At 63.9% G+C, this 17,176-nt stretch carries 21 protein-coding genes, 1 tRNA gene and 1 riboswitch; of the genes, 13 read left to right on the top strand and 9 right to left on the bottom strand.

Annotated features, from left to right (window positions below; translation table 11 throughout):
• Nucleotides 1-9: 9 nt before the first annotated feature.
• On the top strand, nucleotides 10-1,200 hold the full coding sequence (locus tag OKW40_RS19500; RefSeq protein WP_429407327.1) for an acyl-CoA dehydrogenase: 1,191 nt from the start codon (nucleotides 10-12) through the stop codon (nucleotides 1,198-1,200).
• Nucleotides 1,201-1,274: 74 nt separating this feature from the next.
• On the opposite strand, the gene OKW40_RS19495 is transcribed toward OKW40_RS19500, so the two are convergent.
• A complete protein-coding gene (locus tag OKW40_RS19495; RefSeq protein WP_429356645.1) occupies nucleotides 1,275-1,913 on the bottom strand; it encodes a peroxiredoxin in 639 nt (212 codons plus the stop codon).
• A 348-nt stretch (nucleotides 1,914-2,261) separates the two neighbouring features.
• On the opposite strand from OKW40_RS19495, the gene OKW40_RS19490 reads away from it, so the two are divergent.
• The 3 genes from OKW40_RS19490 (at nucleotide 2,262) to OKW40_RS19480 (ending at nucleotide 3,658) form a co-directional block, all read left to right on the top strand.
• On the top strand, nucleotides 2,262-2,564 hold the full coding sequence (locus tag OKW40_RS19490; RefSeq protein ID WP_026225611.1) for a DUF883 family protein: 303 nt from the start codon (nucleotides 2,262-2,264) through the stop codon (nucleotides 2,562-2,564).
• Nucleotides 2,565-2,695: 131 nt separating this feature from the next.
• Nucleotides 2,696-3,085 (top strand): phage holin family protein, encoded by a 390-nt coding sequence (locus OKW40_RS19485; protein ID WP_429491057.1) that lies wholly within the window; start codon nucleotides 2,696-2,698, stop codon nucleotides 3,083-3,085.
• Between the two features lie 57 nt (nucleotides 3,086-3,142).
• Nucleotides 3,143-3,658 (top strand): DUF3318 domain-containing protein, encoded by a 516-nt coding sequence (locus OKW40_RS19480; RefSeq protein ID WP_184062241.1) that lies wholly within the window; start codon nucleotides 3,143-3,145, stop codon nucleotides 3,656-3,658.
• Between the two features lie 79 nt (nucleotides 3,659-3,737).
• On the opposite strand, the gene OKW40_RS19475 is transcribed toward OKW40_RS19480, so the two are convergent.
• From OKW40_RS19475 to glyA, 7 genes are all read right to left on the bottom strand, one after another.
• Nucleotides 3,738-4,169, bottom strand: coding sequence for a type IV pilin protein (locus OKW40_RS19475; protein ID WP_184062244.1), 432 nt, complete (start codon nucleotides 4,167-4,169; stop codon nucleotides 3,738-3,740).
• Between the two features lie 22 nt (nucleotides 4,170-4,191).
• Nucleotides 4,192-4,662 (bottom strand): pilus assembly PilX family protein, encoded by a 471-nt coding sequence (locus tag OKW40_RS19470; RefSeq protein ID WP_187617853.1) that lies wholly within the window; start codon nucleotides 4,660-4,662, stop codon nucleotides 4,192-4,194.
• A gap of 128 nt (nucleotides 4,663-4,790) precedes the next feature.
• Complete coding sequence (locus tag OKW40_RS19465) at nucleotides 4,791-5,597, bottom strand: PilW family protein (protein ID WP_429491047.1); 807 nt, start codon at nucleotides 5,595-5,597, stop codon at nucleotides 4,791-4,793.
• Nucleotides 5,594-6,043 carry a type IV pilus modification PilV family protein gene (locus OKW40_RS19460; protein ID WP_429491044.1) on the bottom strand — a complete coding sequence of 150 codons (450 nt, stop codon included), beginning with the start codon at nucleotides 6,041-6,043 and terminating at the stop codon, nucleotides 5,594-5,596. The genes OKW40_RS19465 and OKW40_RS19460 overlap by 4 nt, the downstream gene beginning before the upstream one ends.
• A complete protein-coding gene (locus tag OKW40_RS19455) occupies nucleotides 6,040-6,606 on the bottom strand; it encodes a GspH/FimT family pseudopilin (RefSeq protein WP_429491040.1) in 567 nt (188 codons plus the stop codon). The genes OKW40_RS19460 and OKW40_RS19455 overlap by 4 nt, the downstream gene beginning before the upstream one ends.
• Nucleotides 6,607-6,819: 213 nt before the next feature.
• Nucleotides 6,820-7,302, bottom strand: a complete 483-nt coding sequence (gene nrdR, locus OKW40_RS19450) for a transcriptional regulator NrdR (RefSeq protein ID WP_008919734.1) — start codon at nucleotides 7,300-7,302, stop codon at nucleotides 6,820-6,822.
• A 3-nt stretch (nucleotides 7,303-7,305) separates the two neighbouring features.
• Complete coding sequence (glyA, locus tag OKW40_RS19445; RefSeq protein ID WP_090803175.1) at nucleotides 7,306-8,553, bottom strand: serine hydroxymethyltransferase; 1,248 nt, start codon at nucleotides 8,551-8,553, stop codon at nucleotides 7,306-7,308.
• A gap of 178 nt (nucleotides 8,554-8,731) precedes the next feature.
• Nucleotides 8,732-8,858: riboswitch (ZMP/ZTP riboswitch) on the bottom strand.
• Nucleotides 8,859-9,105: 247 nt separating this feature from the next.
• On the opposite strand from glyA, the gene ydfG reads away from it, so the two are divergent.
• The 8 genes from ydfG to ybgF all read left to right on the top strand — a co-directional run bounded on the left by ydfG (nucleotide 9,106) and on the right by ybgF (nucleotide 15,516).
• Complete coding sequence (gene ydfG, locus OKW40_RS19440) at nucleotides 9,106-9,852, top strand: bifunctional NADP-dependent 3-hydroxy acid dehydrogenase/3-hydroxypropionate dehydrogenase YdfG (protein ID WP_090803174.1); 747 nt, start codon at nucleotides 9,106-9,108, stop codon at nucleotides 9,850-9,852.
• A gap of 103 nt (nucleotides 9,853-9,955) precedes the next feature.
• A complete protein-coding gene (ybgC, locus tag OKW40_RS19435) occupies nucleotides 9,956-10,420 on the top strand; it encodes a tol-pal system-associated acyl-CoA thioesterase (RefSeq protein ID WP_184062254.1) in 465 nt (154 codons plus the stop codon).
• Nucleotides 10,421-10,607: 187 nt separating this feature from the next.
• On the top strand, nucleotides 10,608-11,285 hold the full coding sequence (tolQ, locus tag OKW40_RS19430; RefSeq protein ID WP_090803171.1) for a protein TolQ: 678 nt from the start codon (nucleotides 10,608-10,610) through the stop codon (nucleotides 11,283-11,285).
• Between the two features lie 10 nt (nucleotides 11,286-11,295).
• Nucleotides 11,296-11,742 (top strand): protein TolR, encoded by a 447-nt coding sequence (gene tolR, locus OKW40_RS19425; protein WP_184062426.1) that lies wholly within the window; start codon nucleotides 11,296-11,298, stop codon nucleotides 11,740-11,742.
• Nucleotides 11,739-12,776: a cell envelope integrity protein TolA gene (gene tolA / locus OKW40_RS19420; RefSeq protein WP_184062256.1), complete on the top strand. Its 1,038-nt coding sequence runs from the start codon at nucleotides 11,739-11,741 to the stop codon at nucleotides 12,774-12,776. Before tolR ends, tolA begins: the two co-directional genes overlap by 4 nt.
• A gap of 138 nt (nucleotides 12,777-12,914) precedes the next feature.
• The gene (gene tolB, locus OKW40_RS19415; RefSeq protein WP_429407343.1) at nucleotides 12,915-14,207 is read left to right on the top strand and encodes a Tol-Pal system beta propeller repeat protein TolB; all 1,293 of its coding nucleotides are present in this window, start codon (nucleotides 12,915-12,917) and stop codon (nucleotides 14,205-14,207) included.
• A 32-nt stretch (nucleotides 14,208-14,239) separates the two neighbouring features.
• Complete coding sequence (pal, locus tag OKW40_RS19410) at nucleotides 14,240-14,746, top strand: peptidoglycan-associated lipoprotein Pal (protein ID WP_018419502.1); 507 nt, start codon at nucleotides 14,240-14,242, stop codon at nucleotides 14,744-14,746.
• Nucleotides 14,747-14,766: 20 nt separating this feature from the next.
• Nucleotides 14,767-15,516: a tol-pal system protein YbgF gene (gene ybgF, locus OKW40_RS19405; protein ID WP_184034372.1), complete on the top strand. Its 750-nt coding sequence runs from the start codon at nucleotides 14,767-14,769 to the stop codon at nucleotides 15,514-15,516.
• A gap of 268 nt (nucleotides 15,517-15,784) precedes the next feature.
• On the opposite strand, the gene OKW40_RS19400 is transcribed toward ybgF, so the two are convergent.
• Nucleotides 15,785-16,927: an ISNCY family transposase gene (locus OKW40_RS19400; RefSeq protein WP_429335789.1), complete on the bottom strand. Its 1,143-nt coding sequence runs from the start codon at nucleotides 16,925-16,927 to the stop codon at nucleotides 15,785-15,787.
• 169 nt (nucleotides 16,928-17,096) lie between these two features.
• On the opposite strand from OKW40_RS19400, the gene OKW40_RS19395 reads away from it, so the two are divergent.
• A tRNA-Lys gene (locus OKW40_RS19395) sits at nucleotides 17,097-17,172 on the top strand.
• Nucleotides 17,173-17,176: the final 4 nt, after the last annotated feature.

Raw genomic sequence — 17,176 nt, 5'->3', positions numbered from 1 at the left:
AGATACGTCATGGCCGTAGCCGCGCAGTTTCACTGGGAAGACCCGTTGCTGCTGGATCAGCAGCTCACCGAAGACGAACGTATGGTGCGCGATGCTGCTGCGGCTTACTCGCAGGACAAGCTGCTGCCGCGCGTGCTGGAGGCGTTCCGCCACGAAAAGACCGATATCGGGATCTTTCGCGAAATGGGCGAGCTTGGCCTGCTCGGTCCGACGATTCCCGAACAGTACGGGGGCCCCGGTCTGAACTATGTCGCGTACGGGCTGATCGCGCGTGAAGTGGAACGCGTCGACTCCGGCTATCGCTCGATGATGTCGGTGCAGTCGTCACTGGTGATGGTGCCGATCTACGAATTCGGCTCGGACGCGCAGAAGGAAAAATATCTGCCGAAGCTCGCGCGCGGCGAGTGGATCGGCTGCTTCGGCCTGACCGAGCCGAACCACGGCTCCGATCCGGGCAGCATGGTCACGCGCGCGAAGAAGGTCGATGGCGGCTACTCGTTGTCGGGCTCGAAGATGTGGATCACCAATTCGCCGATCGCGGACGTCTTCGTCGTATGGGCGAAGCTCGAGGAAGACGGCAATGACAACATCCGCGGCTTCATTCTCGAGAAGGGCTGGAAGGGTCTGTCGGCACCGGCGATCCACGGCAAGGTGGGTCTGCGAGCGTCGATCACCGGCGAAATCGTGCTCGACGAAGCGTTCGTGCCGGAAGAGAACATCATGCCGGGTGTCAGCGGCCTGCGCGGTCCGTTCACGTGTCTGAACTCGGCGCGCTACGGCATCGCCTGGGGCGCGCTCGGCGCGGCTGAAGCGTGCTGGCACATCGCGCGTCAGTACGTGCTCGATCGCAAGCAATTTGGCCGGCCGCTCGCCGCGAACCAACTGATCCAGAAGAAGCTCGCCGACATGCAGACCGAAATCACGCTCGGGCTGCAAGGCGTACTGCGCCTCGGCCGCATGAAGGACGAAGGCACGGCCGCGGTCGAAATCACCTCGATCATGAAGCGCAATTCGTGCGGCAAAGCGCTCGACATCGCCCGCCTCGCGCGCGACATGCTCGGCGGCAACGGCATTTCGGACGAGTTCGGCGTCGCGCGTCATCTGGTGAACCTCGAGGTCGTCAACACCTACGAAGGCACCCACGACGTTCACGCGCTGATCCTCGGCCGTGCGCAGACCGGTATTCAGGCGTTCTTCTGATTCCGATGCTGGTGTATCGATAATGCAAAAAAGCCGGTTCCTTCGAACCGGCTTTTTGGTTCATGCCGCGCCGCTTACCGGTTCGGCTGCGGCGTCAGGCGCAGGTACGGACGCAACGCCTTGTAGCCCTTCGGGAATTTCTGCTTGATGACTTCCTCGTCCTTCAGCGACGGCACGATCACGACGTCATCGCCCTGCTGCCAGTTGCCCGGCGTCGCGACCGAGTGACTGTCGGTCAGTTGCAGCGAATCGATCACGCGCAGCACTTCGTCGAAGTTGCGGCCGGTGCTCGCCGGGTACGTGATGATCAGACGCACCTTCCGGTTCGGATCGATGACGAACAGCGAGCGCACCGTGAACGTTTCGTTCGCGTTCGGGTGAATCATGTCGTACAGCCCGGAGACCTTGCGATCGCCGTCCGCGAGAATCGGAAAACCGACGTTGGCAGCCTGCGTCTCGTTGATGTCCTTGATCCACTCCTTGTGCGACTCCGCGCTGTCGACCGACAACGCGATCGTCTTCACGTTGCGCTTTTCGAACTCGCCCGCGAGCTTCGCGGTCAGGCCCAGCTCGGTCGTGCAGACCGGCGTGAAGTCGGCCGGATGCGAGAACAGCACGCCCCAGCTATTGCCGAGCCACTCGTGAAACCTGATGCGGCCAATGCTCGACTCCTGTTCGAAATCCGGCGCAATGTCGCCAAGACGTAGACTCATAGTGCATCTCCTGTAGGTATTCGGAAGGTATCCGGATAAGGTCGCGGGCGTGTGCCCGCGGCGGCCAGTCACGATAAAGCATAAGGCCGCGGTGGTACATGGCGAACCAACATCGCGTCAGTACTTTATGTGTTTTTGTAATTTTCTCCCGTTTGACGGAAACTTTGCGGGACAGATCAACTCAATCCAGATACCGGTCTGGAACAGAGTGCCCTCAAACGGGTGTCTTGACGCCACGCGCTGGCGGGAACGAATCGTGCAGCGGCGGCATGCAACCGGCACTATGCTCGCCAGCGACCGTTTCTTTGGTTACGATTTACGCGTAGCGTGAGACAAAGGGAGCTGTCAATGTCGGAAGTCAACAAGGAGAGATTGATGTCGGATATCAAAACCGTCCTCGCGGACGCTGAAGACCTGCTGAAACAGGCCGCGAGCGCTACCGGCGAACGCGCGTCGGAACTGCGCGAAACCGCGCTGACGCGCCTGAAGCAGGCGAAAGAAAAGGCAGCCGACGTTCAGGTCGTGGTCGTCGAAAAAGGCAAGAAGGCCGCCCGCGCCACCGACGACTACGTGCACGAGCATCCGTGGGCGTCGATCGGCATCGCCGCGGGCATCGGCGTGGTGGTCGGTCTGCTGATCAATCGCAAGTAAAGGCCGGTGAGGCCGCCGGAGCAGGCATGTCCGGCGCACCGGCGACACGGGCGGACCGGCGCGAGCCTCGCCGGTCCCCTTCTGCTGGCGCGCACGCGCCGGCCAGGCCCTCACGCGCAACGCCCACAGCCATGACGACCGAAACACACTCGCAGCGCGCAGAACGCAGCCCGTTGCGCCGTATTCTCAGTTCCGTGTTTGCGATCCTGCAGACGCGGCTCGAACTGGTGGGCATCGAACTCGCCGAGGAAAAAGACCGCCTGCTCGGCGTGCTGTTTCTCGGTCTTGCCGCGACGATGCTCGCCACGATGGCCTTGATCGCGTTGACCGCACTCGTCGCCATTACCTTCTGGGACACCTACCGATGGCAGGCGCTTGCCGGCATCACCGCGGTCTACGCGATTGCCGGGCTCGCCTGTGCGCTGAAGGCGCGCAGCGGTTTGCGCAACGCGCCGATGATATTCGAAGCGACCATCGCGGAGTTCGAAAAGGATCGCGAAGCGTTTCGCAGCCGCGACTGATGGGAAAGTTCGTCTGCATCCGATCCATCGCCTCACCCTCACTGCCGCCGACACGCCATGAGCCCCTCCCGTCCTGATACCGCCTTTCGTAACAAGCGCCATCCGTCGAAGGATCTGAGCGCGCCGCATCTGCGGGCGCTGCGCAAGGAATTGCTGCTCGTGCGCGCCGACGTCGAGCGGGTCGAGCTCGCACGGGCCACCTTCGAACTGCGCCAGGCCGTCACGCATTTCAGCTGGCTCAGGTTCGTGATCCCCGGCTTTGGCGGCGTGCGCGTCGGTAAAGGGCCAAAGGCGAGCGTGCTCAACGCGGGCACGATCGGCGCGTTGCTCAAGCAGTACCCGTTCATCAGCTCGATCGCTTCGCTGTTGCTCGCCAAACCGCTGCGCGCGAGGGTCGTCGCGAGCGCTAAGCCCGTGCTCAAGTGGGGCAGCCTTGCGCTCGGCGCGTGGGAAGCGTTCCGGATCTGGCAACAGATGAAGAACGAGTCGGCGGCGGCGCGGGCGGCCGCGGCGGCTTCCGCTACGGCGCAGTCGCCGGCGGCGCAGGACGATTCGTTGCGAAGCGGCTATTGAGGTCGTGGCCGCTGCGAGTGGCAGCGATCTATCGGACCTCCCGCTCGCAAGGTTGCGCGTGTCGGACTTCAATCACCCGCTAACTGGTATTCCAGCATTCGCTGCTCGTGGGCATCGCGCCGCTCGCATCGTTTCTATTGCCTCGCTGACCCGTCGCATCCAGCGTGAACGTGCCGCACGGGTCGTCGCGCATCGGGCCCGCTTCCGCGGGCGCCGCTTCGATCGAATAGCCGCCGTTCGTGTCGTCCGCGGGCAGCACGCGCACTCGATACACCGGGGCGCCGAACTGCGGCGCCTGATCGATACCCGGTGGCAAGGCCGGCACGCCATCGCTCGCCGCGGCCTCGACGAATTGCGCAGCCCGATATAACGCCGACGCCGCATCGATGCGATGCGTGCGCGCAATGTGGCTGCGATACGAAGGGATCGCAAACGCGGCGAGCGTGGCGGCAATCGCGAGCGCGATCACGAGTTCGAGCAGCGTGAATGCGGATGTGTTCGGCCTTTTCATACGTGTCCAGTCGGTGCGTTCCTCAGAATGGTCTTGCTGCAACGCGCCGCCAATGACGTTCGATCGCGCCATCTTCGGTCACGACCTCCATCTGCAACCAGATCTGCGACTCGCTGCTCCGCCCGAAGCCGCGCGCGGTCAGCAGATAAGCGCTGGCGTTGGGTCGACTCGCGAGACGCCAAGGCTCGATCAGGCATTGCGGCGCGCGCGATGATCCCGGCCATTGCGCCACAGGCGTGATGGCGCCTGCGTCGAAAGCGGTTTCAAGCCTCCATTGAGTCGGCTCGCCGGATGTGAGCGGTGCATCGCGCGCGTCGCCACTTGCCGATAGCACGTTGCGCTCGCACCAGCTCAGCGCCGAATCCGCCGCGTGGAAAGCCTGCAGATAGTCGCGCACATTGGTCGCCGCGCGAGCGGCCGCGAGCGATGTTTCGAACCATATCGCGGACGTGGCGAGCATCATGGCCGAGATCAACAGCACGATGGCTAGCACGACGCCGCGTTGATGTGCCCGTCGGGCACCGCCCTGACAATTTCGCCTACCTAAGTGTTTCGCTGTTCCGCGTGGCCCGCCGCATATGTCGTACGCGCGGCCGCGTTGCGGTGCTGTGCCGCGATCCATCACGACGACACCTCCGCGCGATTCCGCAGCGCAACGCGGCGGGAAAACACCTGTCGAGGCCGCAGGTCGGTACCGAGTGTACTCACGCCATCGCAGTCGATGTACTTCGAACGCTGTCCTTGCGGCGCGCCGCGCACCAGCACGCAGACATCGACCGCAACGACGTTCGCCCATTGATCCGCCGCCACGGCCGACGCATTCACCGCACCCGCCGCGCCGTCCAGCCAGTAGCGCAACCGCACGCGCTCGACGCCTTCGATCAGCGGCTGCGCGGACCCCGCGTTGCCGCTGCCCACGCAGTAAAGCTCCGGCTCGCCGGTCGAGCCGCTGACGTTGGCGAAGTAGCGATTGACCACCGGCGCGCCCTCATCGCCAAGGACCGCGTCGCTGCTTTTGACGGCCTGTCCGACACAGTCGGTGACCTGACCGCTCGACGATGGCCATGTCGATACGACGTCTGCGACGTAACGGATCGCGACGCCATCCGAGCCGGTGCTCAAGGCGGTGCAAGCGAGGCTGTCGTCGGCGCCGGTCGGACGACCGCCCGAGCAGCCGAATAGCGCAGGCGCCGCGTTGTAGCCAATGACATTGGCAGGGACGAAGCCGGCCATCTGCAATTGCTGGCCGATCAGCATCAGCGCGGTCAAGCCCGCTTCGCGAATCCGGGTCGCGTTGCTCGCCTGCACGAACGCGTTGCGCTGCGCCGTGTAAAGGGACACGGCGCCCGCGATCACGAGCAACCCGAGCGCCATCGCGATCAGGAATTCGATTAGCGTATGACCGAGTGGGCAATGCGGCCGCTTCATTTCGCGAACGCCAACGCGACACACGACGATCCAGCCGGTGCATCGACGTCGCCGCAAGGCTCCGCCGGCTGGGCGCTCGCATCGCCCAAAGCGGGCCGGTCCCGCAAGGACGCCCACGTCACGCGCGCCGCCGCGACCGCGCCGCTCTCGCCAATCGATGCGTCGCCGTGCGGCAGCAGAACGCTCGCCCAGGCGCGCCATTGATTGAGCGCGACATCGCCCGTGGAAGGCGTGCGCGTCGCTTCGGCAATCGAGTCGGCTATCCACGCGGCGCTCTCGCGCAGCGTCATCGCGCGCGCTTCGCGTGCGATCCACACCTGAACCGCGATCAAACCCAGCGCGCTCACCGCGACCAACGCGACCGCCAGCATCACCTCGATCAACGAGCTGCCATTCCATGTCGATGCGTGCACACGCAAACCGGTGTTGAATGCCGGCTGTCTCATGACGTCGCTCCGCACGCGCCCTCCGCGATCCGCGCGCGACCCCCTGCCGCGACGCTGATGCAGCGCCGCCACGGGTTCCCCTGCATCGATTTCGATGGGCTTCGCGGCGCGATATCAAAACTTCGAAACGCGCCGATCAGTTGCCCAGCCGGCGGCGTGAACGTCATATCCGTCTGCACGCCGGCGATGCTCACCGCCGCGAGCGCCGGCTGCGCGCGCAACAACGACGGCTTGCCGCCACGTTCGGCGAATACGGCCCAGCCGCAGGCCCAGTCGGCGATGCCGCCGGCGCAGGCTTGGCCCGACGCGAGACAGACGCGCGCTGCATCGACGCGGCACACCGTGATGCGCGCACCGCGCCGCAGCGCCTCGCTGCGCGCGTAGGCGAACGTGGACAGCAGCGCCTTCGAGCGCGCGTCGACCTGATCGCGCATATGCCATGCGGCGAACGACGGCACCGCCATCACGGCCATCAGCATCACGAGCGCTATCACCGCCAGCGTTTCGACGAGTGTGAAACCGGCGCGCGATGGCCGGCAAATCCCCTGGAATTTCATCTGCATCCCTGAGCGTTACGAACGGATGCAGCCAATCTAGCGATTTGCGAGCGCGCCGACCATCGTCCGAATGGCCAGGTGGCATTCAGACGTTAGCGCGCGCAACAATGCACGTGACGATCGATCACGGAGGCGGGAGAAGCGATGCGTGAAAAAAAGCGCGAAATGCGCGAGGCGATGGACGCGAATGACCGCAGCTCAGCTGCGACACGCGTGCGCTCAGCGCTTGCGGGAAGGCTTGGGCGGGGAAGAGGCGCGGCGGAATTCCTCGATCACGTCCTCGAATTCGGAGACGTCTTCGAAGCGCCGGTACACGGAAGCGAAACGGACGTAAGCGATCGTGTCGAGCGCGCGCAACTCGTTCATCACGAGTTCGCCGAGGCGCTCGCTACGCACCTCGCGCTCGCCGCTGCCGAGCAGCTGATACTCGATACGGGCGACAGCCGCTTCGATCGCGTCCACCGCAACCGGGCGCTTGCGCAGCGCCAGTTGCATGCTCGCGACGATCTTGCGGCGATCGAATTCCGTGCGCGTGCCGTCCTTCTTGACGACCGACGGCAACGCCAGCTCGACCCGCTCATACGTCGTGAAACGCTTGTCGCAGGCCGGGCAGCGGCGGCGCCGGCGGATCGTCGCGCCGTCTTCGGATACGCGCGAGTCGACGACTTGCGTATCGGCATGGCGGCAGAAGGGGCAATGCATGGTTTAGCCGTAAACCGGAAAGCGCTTGGTCAGATCGGCGACCTGAACCTTCACGCGCTCGATCGTCGCGGCATCTTCCGGGTTGTCCAGCACGTCGGCGATCAGGTTGCCGACCTGCTCGGCTTCCTTCACGCCGAAGCCGCGCGTGGTCATGGCCGGAGAACCGAGGCGGATACCCGAGGTCACGAACGGCTTTTCCGGATCGTTCGGGATCGCGTTCTTGTTGACCGTGATGTGTGCCGCGCCGAGTGCCGCTTCCGCAGCCTTGCCGGTGATCTTCTTCGCGCGCAGGTCGACCAGCATCACGTGGCTTTCGGTGCGACCCGACACGATGCGCAGACCGCGCTTGACCAGCGTTTCAGCAAGCACACGCGCGTTCTCGACGACCTGCTGCTGATACGCCTTGAATTCCGGCGAAAGCGCTTCCTTGAACGCGACGGCCTTCGCGGCGATCACGTGCATCAACGGACCGCCCTGGATGCCCGGGAAAATCGCCGAGTTGATCGGCTTCTCGAACTCGGCCTTCATCAGGATCACGCCGCCGCGCGGGCCGCGCAGGCTCTTGTGCGTGGTGGTGGTGACGAAATCGGCGTGCGGCACCGGGTTCGGATAAACGCCCGCGGCGACGAGACCGGCGTAGTGCGCCATGTCGACCATGAAGTACGCGCCGACCGACTTCGCGATCTTCGACATGCGTTCGAAATCGATGCGCAGCGCGAACGCGGACGCGCCCGCTACGATCAGCTTCGGCTTGTGTTCTTGCGCGAGCTTCTCGGCGGCGTCGTAGTCGATGTCTTCGGCTTCGTTCAAGCCGTAGCTGACCACGTTGAACCACTTGCCCGACATGTTGACCGGCGAGCCGTGCGTGAGGTGGCCGCCGTGCGCGAGGCTCATGCCCATGATCGTGTCGCCCGGCTTGAGCATCGCGAAGAACACGCCCTGGTTCGCCTGCGAGCCCGAGTTCGGCTGCACGTTCGCGGCTTCGGCGCCGAACAGCTGCTTCACGCGGTCGATCGCCAGCTGCTCGGCGACGTCGACGTATTCACAGCCGCCGTAATAGCGCTTGCCCGGATACCCTTCGGCGTACTTGTTCGTGAGTTGCGAGCCTTGCGCGGCCATCACGGCCGGGCTCGTGTAGTTTTCCGACGCGATCAGTTCGATGTGCTCTTCCTGACGGCGGTTTTCCTGCTCGATGACCTTCCAGAGTTCAGGATCGACGTTGGCGATGGTGCTTTGGGCTCTGTCAAACATACGGGTTCCGTTGAGTGTTTTCAGGTTGACCGGATCGTGCGCCGAATCCTGCGTAGAGGGTACACAGCGGGGTACGCAGCGCTTTGGGCGGCGAGGCTTGCCCTGACGTGGCGAATGGAGAGTCGCCGCACACGCGAGGCGAGCCAGCCACCGTCAGCGCAGATTAATGCGCGCGGTTCACGGCTGCCCAGGCGAACGGCAAAACGGCACCCTGCGCTTCACGGTGGGTTGTTCCACCTTGAACCCGATTGGTTGAATCGGCTGAGTCGGACGACTCGGTTCTATCGCCAGTCACGCAGGGTCGAGCGCGTTAGTGTATTGGAAGAGGCCCGAATAGGCAACCGACTTGCGGGTGCTCCGGCGGCCGCTGGCGGGGCCTCCGGACGGTTTGGCGGCCCCGCTGCGCAACCATCTGAGGAAAGCGCGCCGGTCGCGCCGCGCACCCGTTGCGCGCCGCCGCGGCAGCCGCCGATCCGGCTCGTGCATCCTTGCCGCAGCGTGCCATTGGAAGTAGGCTTTGGGCCTTTGTCTCTTACCGACCAGGGAACTGCAATGATCGTGTTTGTCACAGGAGCGTCGGCCGGATTCGGCGCCGCCATCGCCCGCTCGTTCGTCAAGGGCGGCCATCGTGTCGTCGCCACTGCACGCCGCAAGGACCGTCTGCAAGCACTCGCCGACGAGCTCGGCGACGCGCTGCTGCCGTACGAGCTCGACGTGCGCGATCGCGCCGCCGTCGAAGCCGTGCCCGCCTCGCTGCCGGCGGACTTCGCCGCGATCGACGTGCTCGTCAACAACGCCGGCCTCGCGCTCGGCACCGAGCCGGCTCACAAGGCAAGTCTCGATGAATGGAACACCATGATCGAGACCAATTGCACGGGCCTCGCGCAGGTCACGCATGCGCTGTTGCCCGGCATGGTCGAGCGCAACCGCGGGCATATCTTCAATCTGGGTTCGGTGGCGGGCCGCTGGCCGTACGCGGGCGGCAACGTGTACGGCGCGACCAAGGCGTTCGTGCGCCAGTTCAGCCTGAACCTGCGCGCCGACCTCGCCGGCACCGCGCTGCGCGTGACCGACATCGAGCCGGGCCTGTGCGGCGGCACCGAATTCTCGAACGTGCGTTATCGCGGCGACGACGACAAGGCCGCCAAGGTCTACGAAAACGTGCAGCCGCTGACGGCCGAAGACATCGCCGATTCCATCTACTGGATCGCCACGCGCCCAGCCCACGTCAACATCAACACGATCGAGCTGATGCCGGTCGCGCAGTCGTTCGCCGGTCTGTCCGTGCATCGCGGCTGAGTTTGAAGGCGGGCGGCCGGCAAAGCCGGCTCCCATCGCCGCCGACGCCCGCCACAAGCAACTCACACTTCGAAACAGACCCCGGGTTGTGCGTTCCGGTAGAATGCGCCGCATGAATATGTCGACCAGCCAGCCAGGCACGGAAATCGGCTATACGTGGCCCATCCGCGTGTACTACGAAGATACCGACGCCGGCGGCATCGTGTTTTACGCCAATTACCTGAAGTTTTTCGAACGCGCTCGCACCGAATGGCTGCGCGCGTGCGGCGTCGACCAGCACCGGCTTGCGGAAGAAAACGACACGATTTTCATCGTGCGCAGTACCGCGGTCGATTACCGGGCTCCGGCCAGACTCGACGACATCGTGAAAATTATCAGCCGGATCGAGCGTCTTGGCCGAGCTTCGGTAGACTTCGTGCAGGAAGCATGGCGCGAAGGCACGCTGCTTGCCACCGGTTCGGTCCGGATTGGCTGTGTGGACCGCGCGACGCTGCGGCCAGCCGCGATCCCGCCGTCGGTTCTCGCCGCGCTGCGGCACGGGCCGGGCACTAGCGAGAGCGCTGACTGAACGACGGCGGCATGTCAACGGACGATCCCTGAGCCTCGTTGTTACGGGGCCAGTGAACTCATACCGGTCAGGTAACACAAAGCATGGTTCGGCTTCGATATCGCCGAAGCTTCCGTTTTGCCCACGGCAAGCTTGAAGCGACCTTGCAGCCGGACGCCCCCTTCCCGGGACGTTAAAACGAACCTTTATGAACACTACACAAGATCTGTCGATCGTTTCACTCGTACTCAACGCGAGCCTGCTGGCCCAGGCCGTCATGGCTCTGCTGCTGTTGCTGTCGCTACTCTCCTGGACTTTCATCTTCCGCAAGTGGTTTGCGATTCGCCGGGCGCGCGCGCAAACTGAACGCTTCGAGCGTGATTTCTGGTCGGGCGGCGACCTGCAGGCGCTGTATCAGAGCGCCGCGAACAACCGTCACAGGATCGGCGCGCTCGAGCGGATTTTCGAGTCCGGCATGCGGGAATTCCTGAAGGGCAAAGAGAAGCGCCTGAACGATTCGGGCGCGATTCTCGACGGCGCCCGGCGCGCGATGCGCGCGGCGTTCCAACGCGAAATGGACGTTCTCGAAGCGAATCTGGCGTTCCTCGCGTCGGTCGGTTCGGTCAGCCCGTATATCGGTCTGTTCGGCACGGTGTGGGGGATCATGAATGCGTTCCGCGGCCTCGCCAACGTGCAGCAGGCCACGCTCGCGAACGTCGCGCCGGGCATCGCCGAGGCCCTGACCGCCACCGCGATCGGCCTGTTCGCCGCAATTCCGGCCGTGGTCGCCTACAACCGCTACGCGCACGACATCGACCGTCTGGCGATCCGTTTCGAAACCTTCATCGAAGAGTTCTCGAACATCCTGCAGCGCCAGGCACACTGAGGAGGCCATGATGGCAGGCTCCCGTTCCTCCAGCATGCGCGGCTCGCGCTCGCGTCGCGCAATGGCCGACATCAACGTCGTGCCGTACATCGACGTAATGCTCGTGCTGCTAGTGATCTTCATGGTCACGGCGCCGCTCGTCGCGCCGTCGATCGTCAATCTGCCGACCGTCGGCGGCGCGGCGCCCCAACAGCAGACGCCGCCCGTCATCGTCAACATCCGCGCGGACGGCAATATGAGCGTCAAGTACAAGGACGACTCCGGCGCGCAGCAGCAGGAAGACATGACGAAGGCTGGCCTCAACGGTTTCATCGCCGATCGGGCACAATCGCACCCCGATCAGCCCGTCGTGATCGCCGCCGACAAAACCGTGAAATACGAAGTCGTGATGAACGTGATGTCCGATCTGAAGGCTCGGGGCGTCAAGCGCGTCGGATTGCTCGTCAAATCGCAATGATCCGCAAGAACTCCGAATACCCGCTTCAGCCGCCGCGTGAACGCGGCACCGGGCGAGCTTTTCTGTTCGCGCTGGTGATGCATGCGCTGCTCGGATTCTTCCTGTATCGCGGCATCCAATGGCAGAACAGCACGCCCGAGGGCGAGCAGGCGGAACTGTGGACAGAGGTGCCGGATTCGGCGATTCCGCGTCCCGTCGTCACGCCGCCGCCCACGCCGGTCGCCCCTGCTCCGCCCGTGCGCGACGAACAGGCCGACATCGCGCTGCAGGAAAAGAAGCGTCAGCAGCAGGAAGCGGCTCGCGCGGCCCAACTGGCCGAACAGCAGCGCCAGCTGAAGCTGAAAGAGCAGCAGGAAGCGGAAGCGAAGCGGCAGCAACAGCTGGCGGCCGAACAGGCGGCCCAACTCGCGGCGCAGAAGGCCGCGAAGCTCAAGCAGCAGCAGGCGCAACAGCAGCAACAGCAGCAGGCCGAGAAGCTCAAGCAACAGCAGCTCGCCGAGCAGCAGAAGCAACAGCAACTGAAAGAACAGCAGGAGCAGCAGCAAAAGCAGGCTCAGACAGAAGCGCAGAAGAAGGCTGAGGCGGAGAAAGCGGCGAAGGCCAAGGCGCAAGCCGATGCGGCCGCGCAGGCGAAAAAGCAGCTCGACAACGAACGTCGCGCGCGGCTTGCGCAGATGCAGGGTCTGGCTGGCGGCGTGGGCGGCAGCAGTTCGAGCAGCAACGGACTGGGCAAGAGCGGAACGGGTAGCGGCTCGGGCGGCACGGCGGCATCGCCGGGTTACGCGGACAAGGTACGACGGCTGGTGCTTCAGCATGTGAACTGGGGCGGCGAAACGGAAGGTCTCGAGACCGTGATCGCCGTGCGTTGTTCGCCGGACGGCAATCAGCTGAGCGCAAACATTACCCACAGCAGCGGCAACGCCGCGTGGGACGCCGCCGCGTTGCGGGCGGTGAAAGCCTCCGATCCGATGCCTCGGGACGTCAATGGCAAGACGCCGGACTACTTCACTATCACGCTGCGTCCGGCGGCTTGATGTGCAGGCTGACAGCCGACCAGCGGCCAACGCCGCGCCCCACCCGGCGCGGCGTTGCGCGGGAACGAAATAGCCGTTTTCCGGTCTGTCTGCTGTCTTCGAGTATTAAGTAAAACCGTTTTGAGGAACCCATACAGCATGAGTTTGATGACCAAGCTAGGCCTGCGAACACTCGTGGCAACGTGCCTGATCGCCGTCGGCGGCGCCGCCAACGCACAACTCAACGTCCTCGTGACGGGCGTCGGATCCACTCAGTTTCCGATCGCAACGGCGAATTTCGCCAATGAAGCGAACTCCCCGCAGCAGGTCAGCACGATCGTGCGTCAGGATCTGCAACGCAGCGGCAAATTCACGAATATCGACGCAGGCTCGACGCCGGTGTCCGAGACCGATTCCGTCGACCTCGGCGCATGGAAGGCGAAGGGCGCCAACGCGTTCGTCGCGGGCAGCGTGAACCGCCTGCCGAACGGCCAGTACGAAGTGCGCTTCAAGCTGTACGACACGGTCAAGGGCGAAAGCCTCGGCGGCCTCGTGCTGGTGAGCCCGGAAAGCGGTCTGCGCATGAGCGCGCACAAGGTCGCGGACTACATTTACGCCAAGCTGATGGGCAATCGCGGCGTGTTCGCCACGCGCCTGTCGTATGTGATCAAGTCGGGCAACCGCTACCAGCTGCAGATCTCGGATTCGGACGGTCAGGACGCGCACATCGCGCTGTCGAGCCCCGAACCGATCATCTCGCCGGCCTGGTCGCCCGACGGCACCAAGGTCGCTTACGTGTCGTTCGAGAAGAAGAAGCCGATCGTCTATATCCACGACCTGCCCACGGGCCGGCGCGTCGTCGTATCGGACCAGAAGGGCAACAACAGTGCGCCGGCGTGGTCGCCGGATGGCCGCACGCTCGCCGTCGCGCTGTCGCGTACCGGCAATACGCAGATTTTCGCGGTCAACGCGGACGGCAGCGGTCTGCGTCGTCTGACGCAAGGCAGCTCGATCGACACCGAGCCGACCTACTCTCCTGACGGTCAGTGGATCTATTTCACGAGCGACCGCGGCGGCGCACCGCAGATCTACAAGATGCCGGCGCAAGGTGAAAGCGCGGGCGGCGCGCAACGCGTCACGTTTACGGGCAGCTACAACACCAGCCCGCGTGTGAGTCCTGACGGCAAGGAGCTTGCCTACATCTCGCGCGTCGGCGGTGCATTCAAGCTGTACATCCAGGACCTGCAAGGCGGATCCGCCACGGGCCTGACGGACACGACACATGACGAATCGCCGAGCTTCGCGGCGAACGGTCAGTACATTCTTTACGCCACTCAGGTGAACGGCCGTGGCGTGTTGGCCGCAGTATCGACCGACGGTCGCACTCGGCAGGTCCTGTCCGTTCAGGGGGGCAGCGTACGCGAGCCGTCCTGGGGCCCGTTTATGCAATAACGTTGATGCAATAACACAAGGAGAGTAATCAAATGATGTCCAAACTTCGTTTCGCATTCGCCGTCGTGATGGTCGGTGCACTGGCCGCATGTCACTCGGGCGTCAAGCTCGACGAAAACGCCAACAAGGGCGCGGGCTCGGCCCAACCGAACCCGAACGACGTCGCGACGGTCAACGTCGACCCGCTGAACGATCCGAACAGCCCGCTCGCGAAGCGCAGCATCTACTTCGACTTCGACAGCTACTCGGTGAAGGATGACTATCAACCGCTGCTGCAACAACACGCGCAATATCTGAAGAGCCACCCGCAGCGTCACGTGCTGATCCAGGGCAACACCGACGAGCGCGGCACCAGCGAATACAACCTCGCACTCGGCCAGAAGCGTGCTGAAGCCGTGCGTCGTTCGCTGTCGCTGATGGGCGTGTCGGATTCGCAAATGGAGGCCGTGAGCCTCGGCAAGGAAAAGCCGCTGGCAACGGGTCATGACGAAGCGTCGTGGGCACAGAACCGCCGCGCCGACCTCGCGTATCAACAGTAAGTCAACGGGTGGTGAGCCGAATGACGCATCGTTTCTCCTGGCTGCGGTTTGCCGCAGCGGCCTGCGTCGCAGGCACGGCCCTCACGGCCGTGCCCGCCCATGCGGGCATGTTCGACGACGATCAGGCCCGCCAGGCCATTCTCGATCTGCGCTCGAAGACCGATAGTCTGTCGAGCCAGCTATCGGCGGCGCAACGCACGATCCTCGATCAGTCCAACCGTCTCGACCAGCTCAACCAGCAGGTCGCGACGCTGCGCGGACAGAACGAGGACATGGCGAACCAGCTCACGACGCTGCAAAAGCAGCAGAAGGACTACTACACCGATCTCGACACGCGCCTGAAGAAATTCGAGCCGCAGCAACAGACGGTGGACGGCGTCCAGGGCGAGGTGCAGCCGGGTGAAACCGATGCGTTCAACGCGGCTTCACAGCAATTCCGCAGCGGCGACTTCAAGAACGCGGCGGCATCGTTCCGCAGCTTCATCTCCAAATATCCGAACAGCCCCTATCAGCCGACCGCGCAATACTGGCTCGGCAACGCGCTGTATGCACTGCGCGACTACAAGGGTTCGACGACTGTCTGGCAAGGTGTCGTAAAGAACTATCCGCAGCATCCGCGTGCACCGGAAGCGCTGCTCGCGATCGCGAACAATCAGCTCGAACAAGGCCAGAAGGCCGCGGCGAAAAAGACGCTCGAGCAGATCGTCGCGCAATACGCCGGCTCGGACGTCGCGCAGTCGGCGCAGAACAAGCTGTCGCAGATCAAGTAGATCGTGGTGTCGGATTGATCACGTTTTGATGTAGTTGGCGGTAACGCGCAGTGTCCGAAGTGATAGCCACGCGCGCCTCTCGCTGGAAAGCCCGGGTAGTGATGCCCGGGCTTTTCATTTTGGGCGACGGTCTTGCCGAGTGTTGGGAGCAAATAGAACTGTCCGGTTTTATAGCAAATGATTTGTCCGCTTTCCTGCGTGGGCGGCAAAGCGGCGCAGGGCATAGCCCGAAGCCGGTTTGCCGCCCACGCGGCCGTCTGGCGAACCCTCAGGCGGCCTGCTGAACCGGGTCAACCTGCAGTGTGCCCGCGGCATCATAACGTCCCAGACAGCGCGGACCGTAAAACACGGCAAGCGAGCCGTCCACGTAGCGATGCACACGCACCCGCCGCTTGACGTAATGGGGCCTCGAACCACCGGCCGGGATCTGCAGTGGCAGCCCCTCGAAGCTCACACAGTTGTCGTTGTTCACGGTGCGCTCGTGGTGCTCGCACAGGATGTCGGCCAGGCCATTGCCGATGTACGGCACGAAGGCGCTGCCTGACTCGGCTGCAGATACCGCGAACTCGGCGTTGTGGCGGGGAAGATAGACCTGTTCCAGATACACATTGGCCTGCTGCATGCTGGTGATGCCGGCTTTGGCGAGCTCGCGTGGCAGCCGCTCCTGGTGCGTGCCGAAGGCCCGCTCCGAACGCCCGCGCGCCTCGGGTGAGTACGCCGCGATGTGCTCGATGCCCAGCTGCGCCAGCGCCCGGCCGAACTGCGTCGGGTTGTTTCGGTCGACCTTGCCGCCAGCTTCAGGCGTATGGAAATAGTGGCTGCCGCGATCGGTGTACAGCGCACAGAACAGGCCGTGCTGCGCGATTGTCTGGCCCACGCCGTGGAAACTCGACGCCGTGCCTTCCTCGTCGCAGAAGAACATCGACAGGTGTTCGCCCGTCGCATCGTCCATTGTCACCACCAGATCCCAGTCGTGCCCGCTAACCCACTCGTGACGGCTCGCATCCTGATGTATCAGCATGCCCGCCAGCGGCGCTCGCTCGCGCTTCTTGCGGTGCTTGCCACGCGCCTTGGCCCGCTTGACTTCACCGGCCTGCTGCAACTGGTTCTTGACCCACGTGTAGCTGCGCTGGCCGCCATGCTCACGCCGGTACCAGCCATGGAAATGTCGAACGTTCCAGCCGGGGTAATCGCGCCGGTAGAGCTCCACGAGCTTGACTACCTCATCGACGGGCGCCCGACGATGCGATATCTGGTCAAGCCGTTTGTCGATCAGCCCCTGCAGTCCGTCCGCCTCGTAGCGATCAATCTGTCGCCGCAGCGTGCGCTCGCAAACCCCCAGCAGGCGCGCCGCTTCCGCCTGCGTAAGTCGCCGATCCTGCCAGTCCGTGTACACCTCTTCGAATCTCATCTTCCGGGTTTCCTGTAACCAGCGTGCCCGGCTTACGGGTGGTTCCATACCGCACCCAAAAACCGGACACATTACGTGCTACAGAACCGGACAATTGATTTGCTCCTAACAGACGGTCTTGCCGAGTTGACAGGGCATGGGTGCGCCGATATAATTTCGCTTCTCTTTTGGGTCGTTAGCTCAGCTGGTAGAGCAGCGGACTTTTAATCCGTTGGTCACAGGTTCGAATCCCGTACGGCCTACCAAAAG

Source organism: Paraburkholderia sp. RAU6.4a (assembly GCF_050435625.1).
GTDB classification, from domain to species: domain Bacteria; phylum Pseudomonadota; class Gammaproteobacteria; order Burkholderiales; family Burkholderiaceae; genus Paraburkholderia; species Paraburkholderia tuberum.
This window is presented reverse-complemented; position numbering and strand designations above follow the sequence as displayed.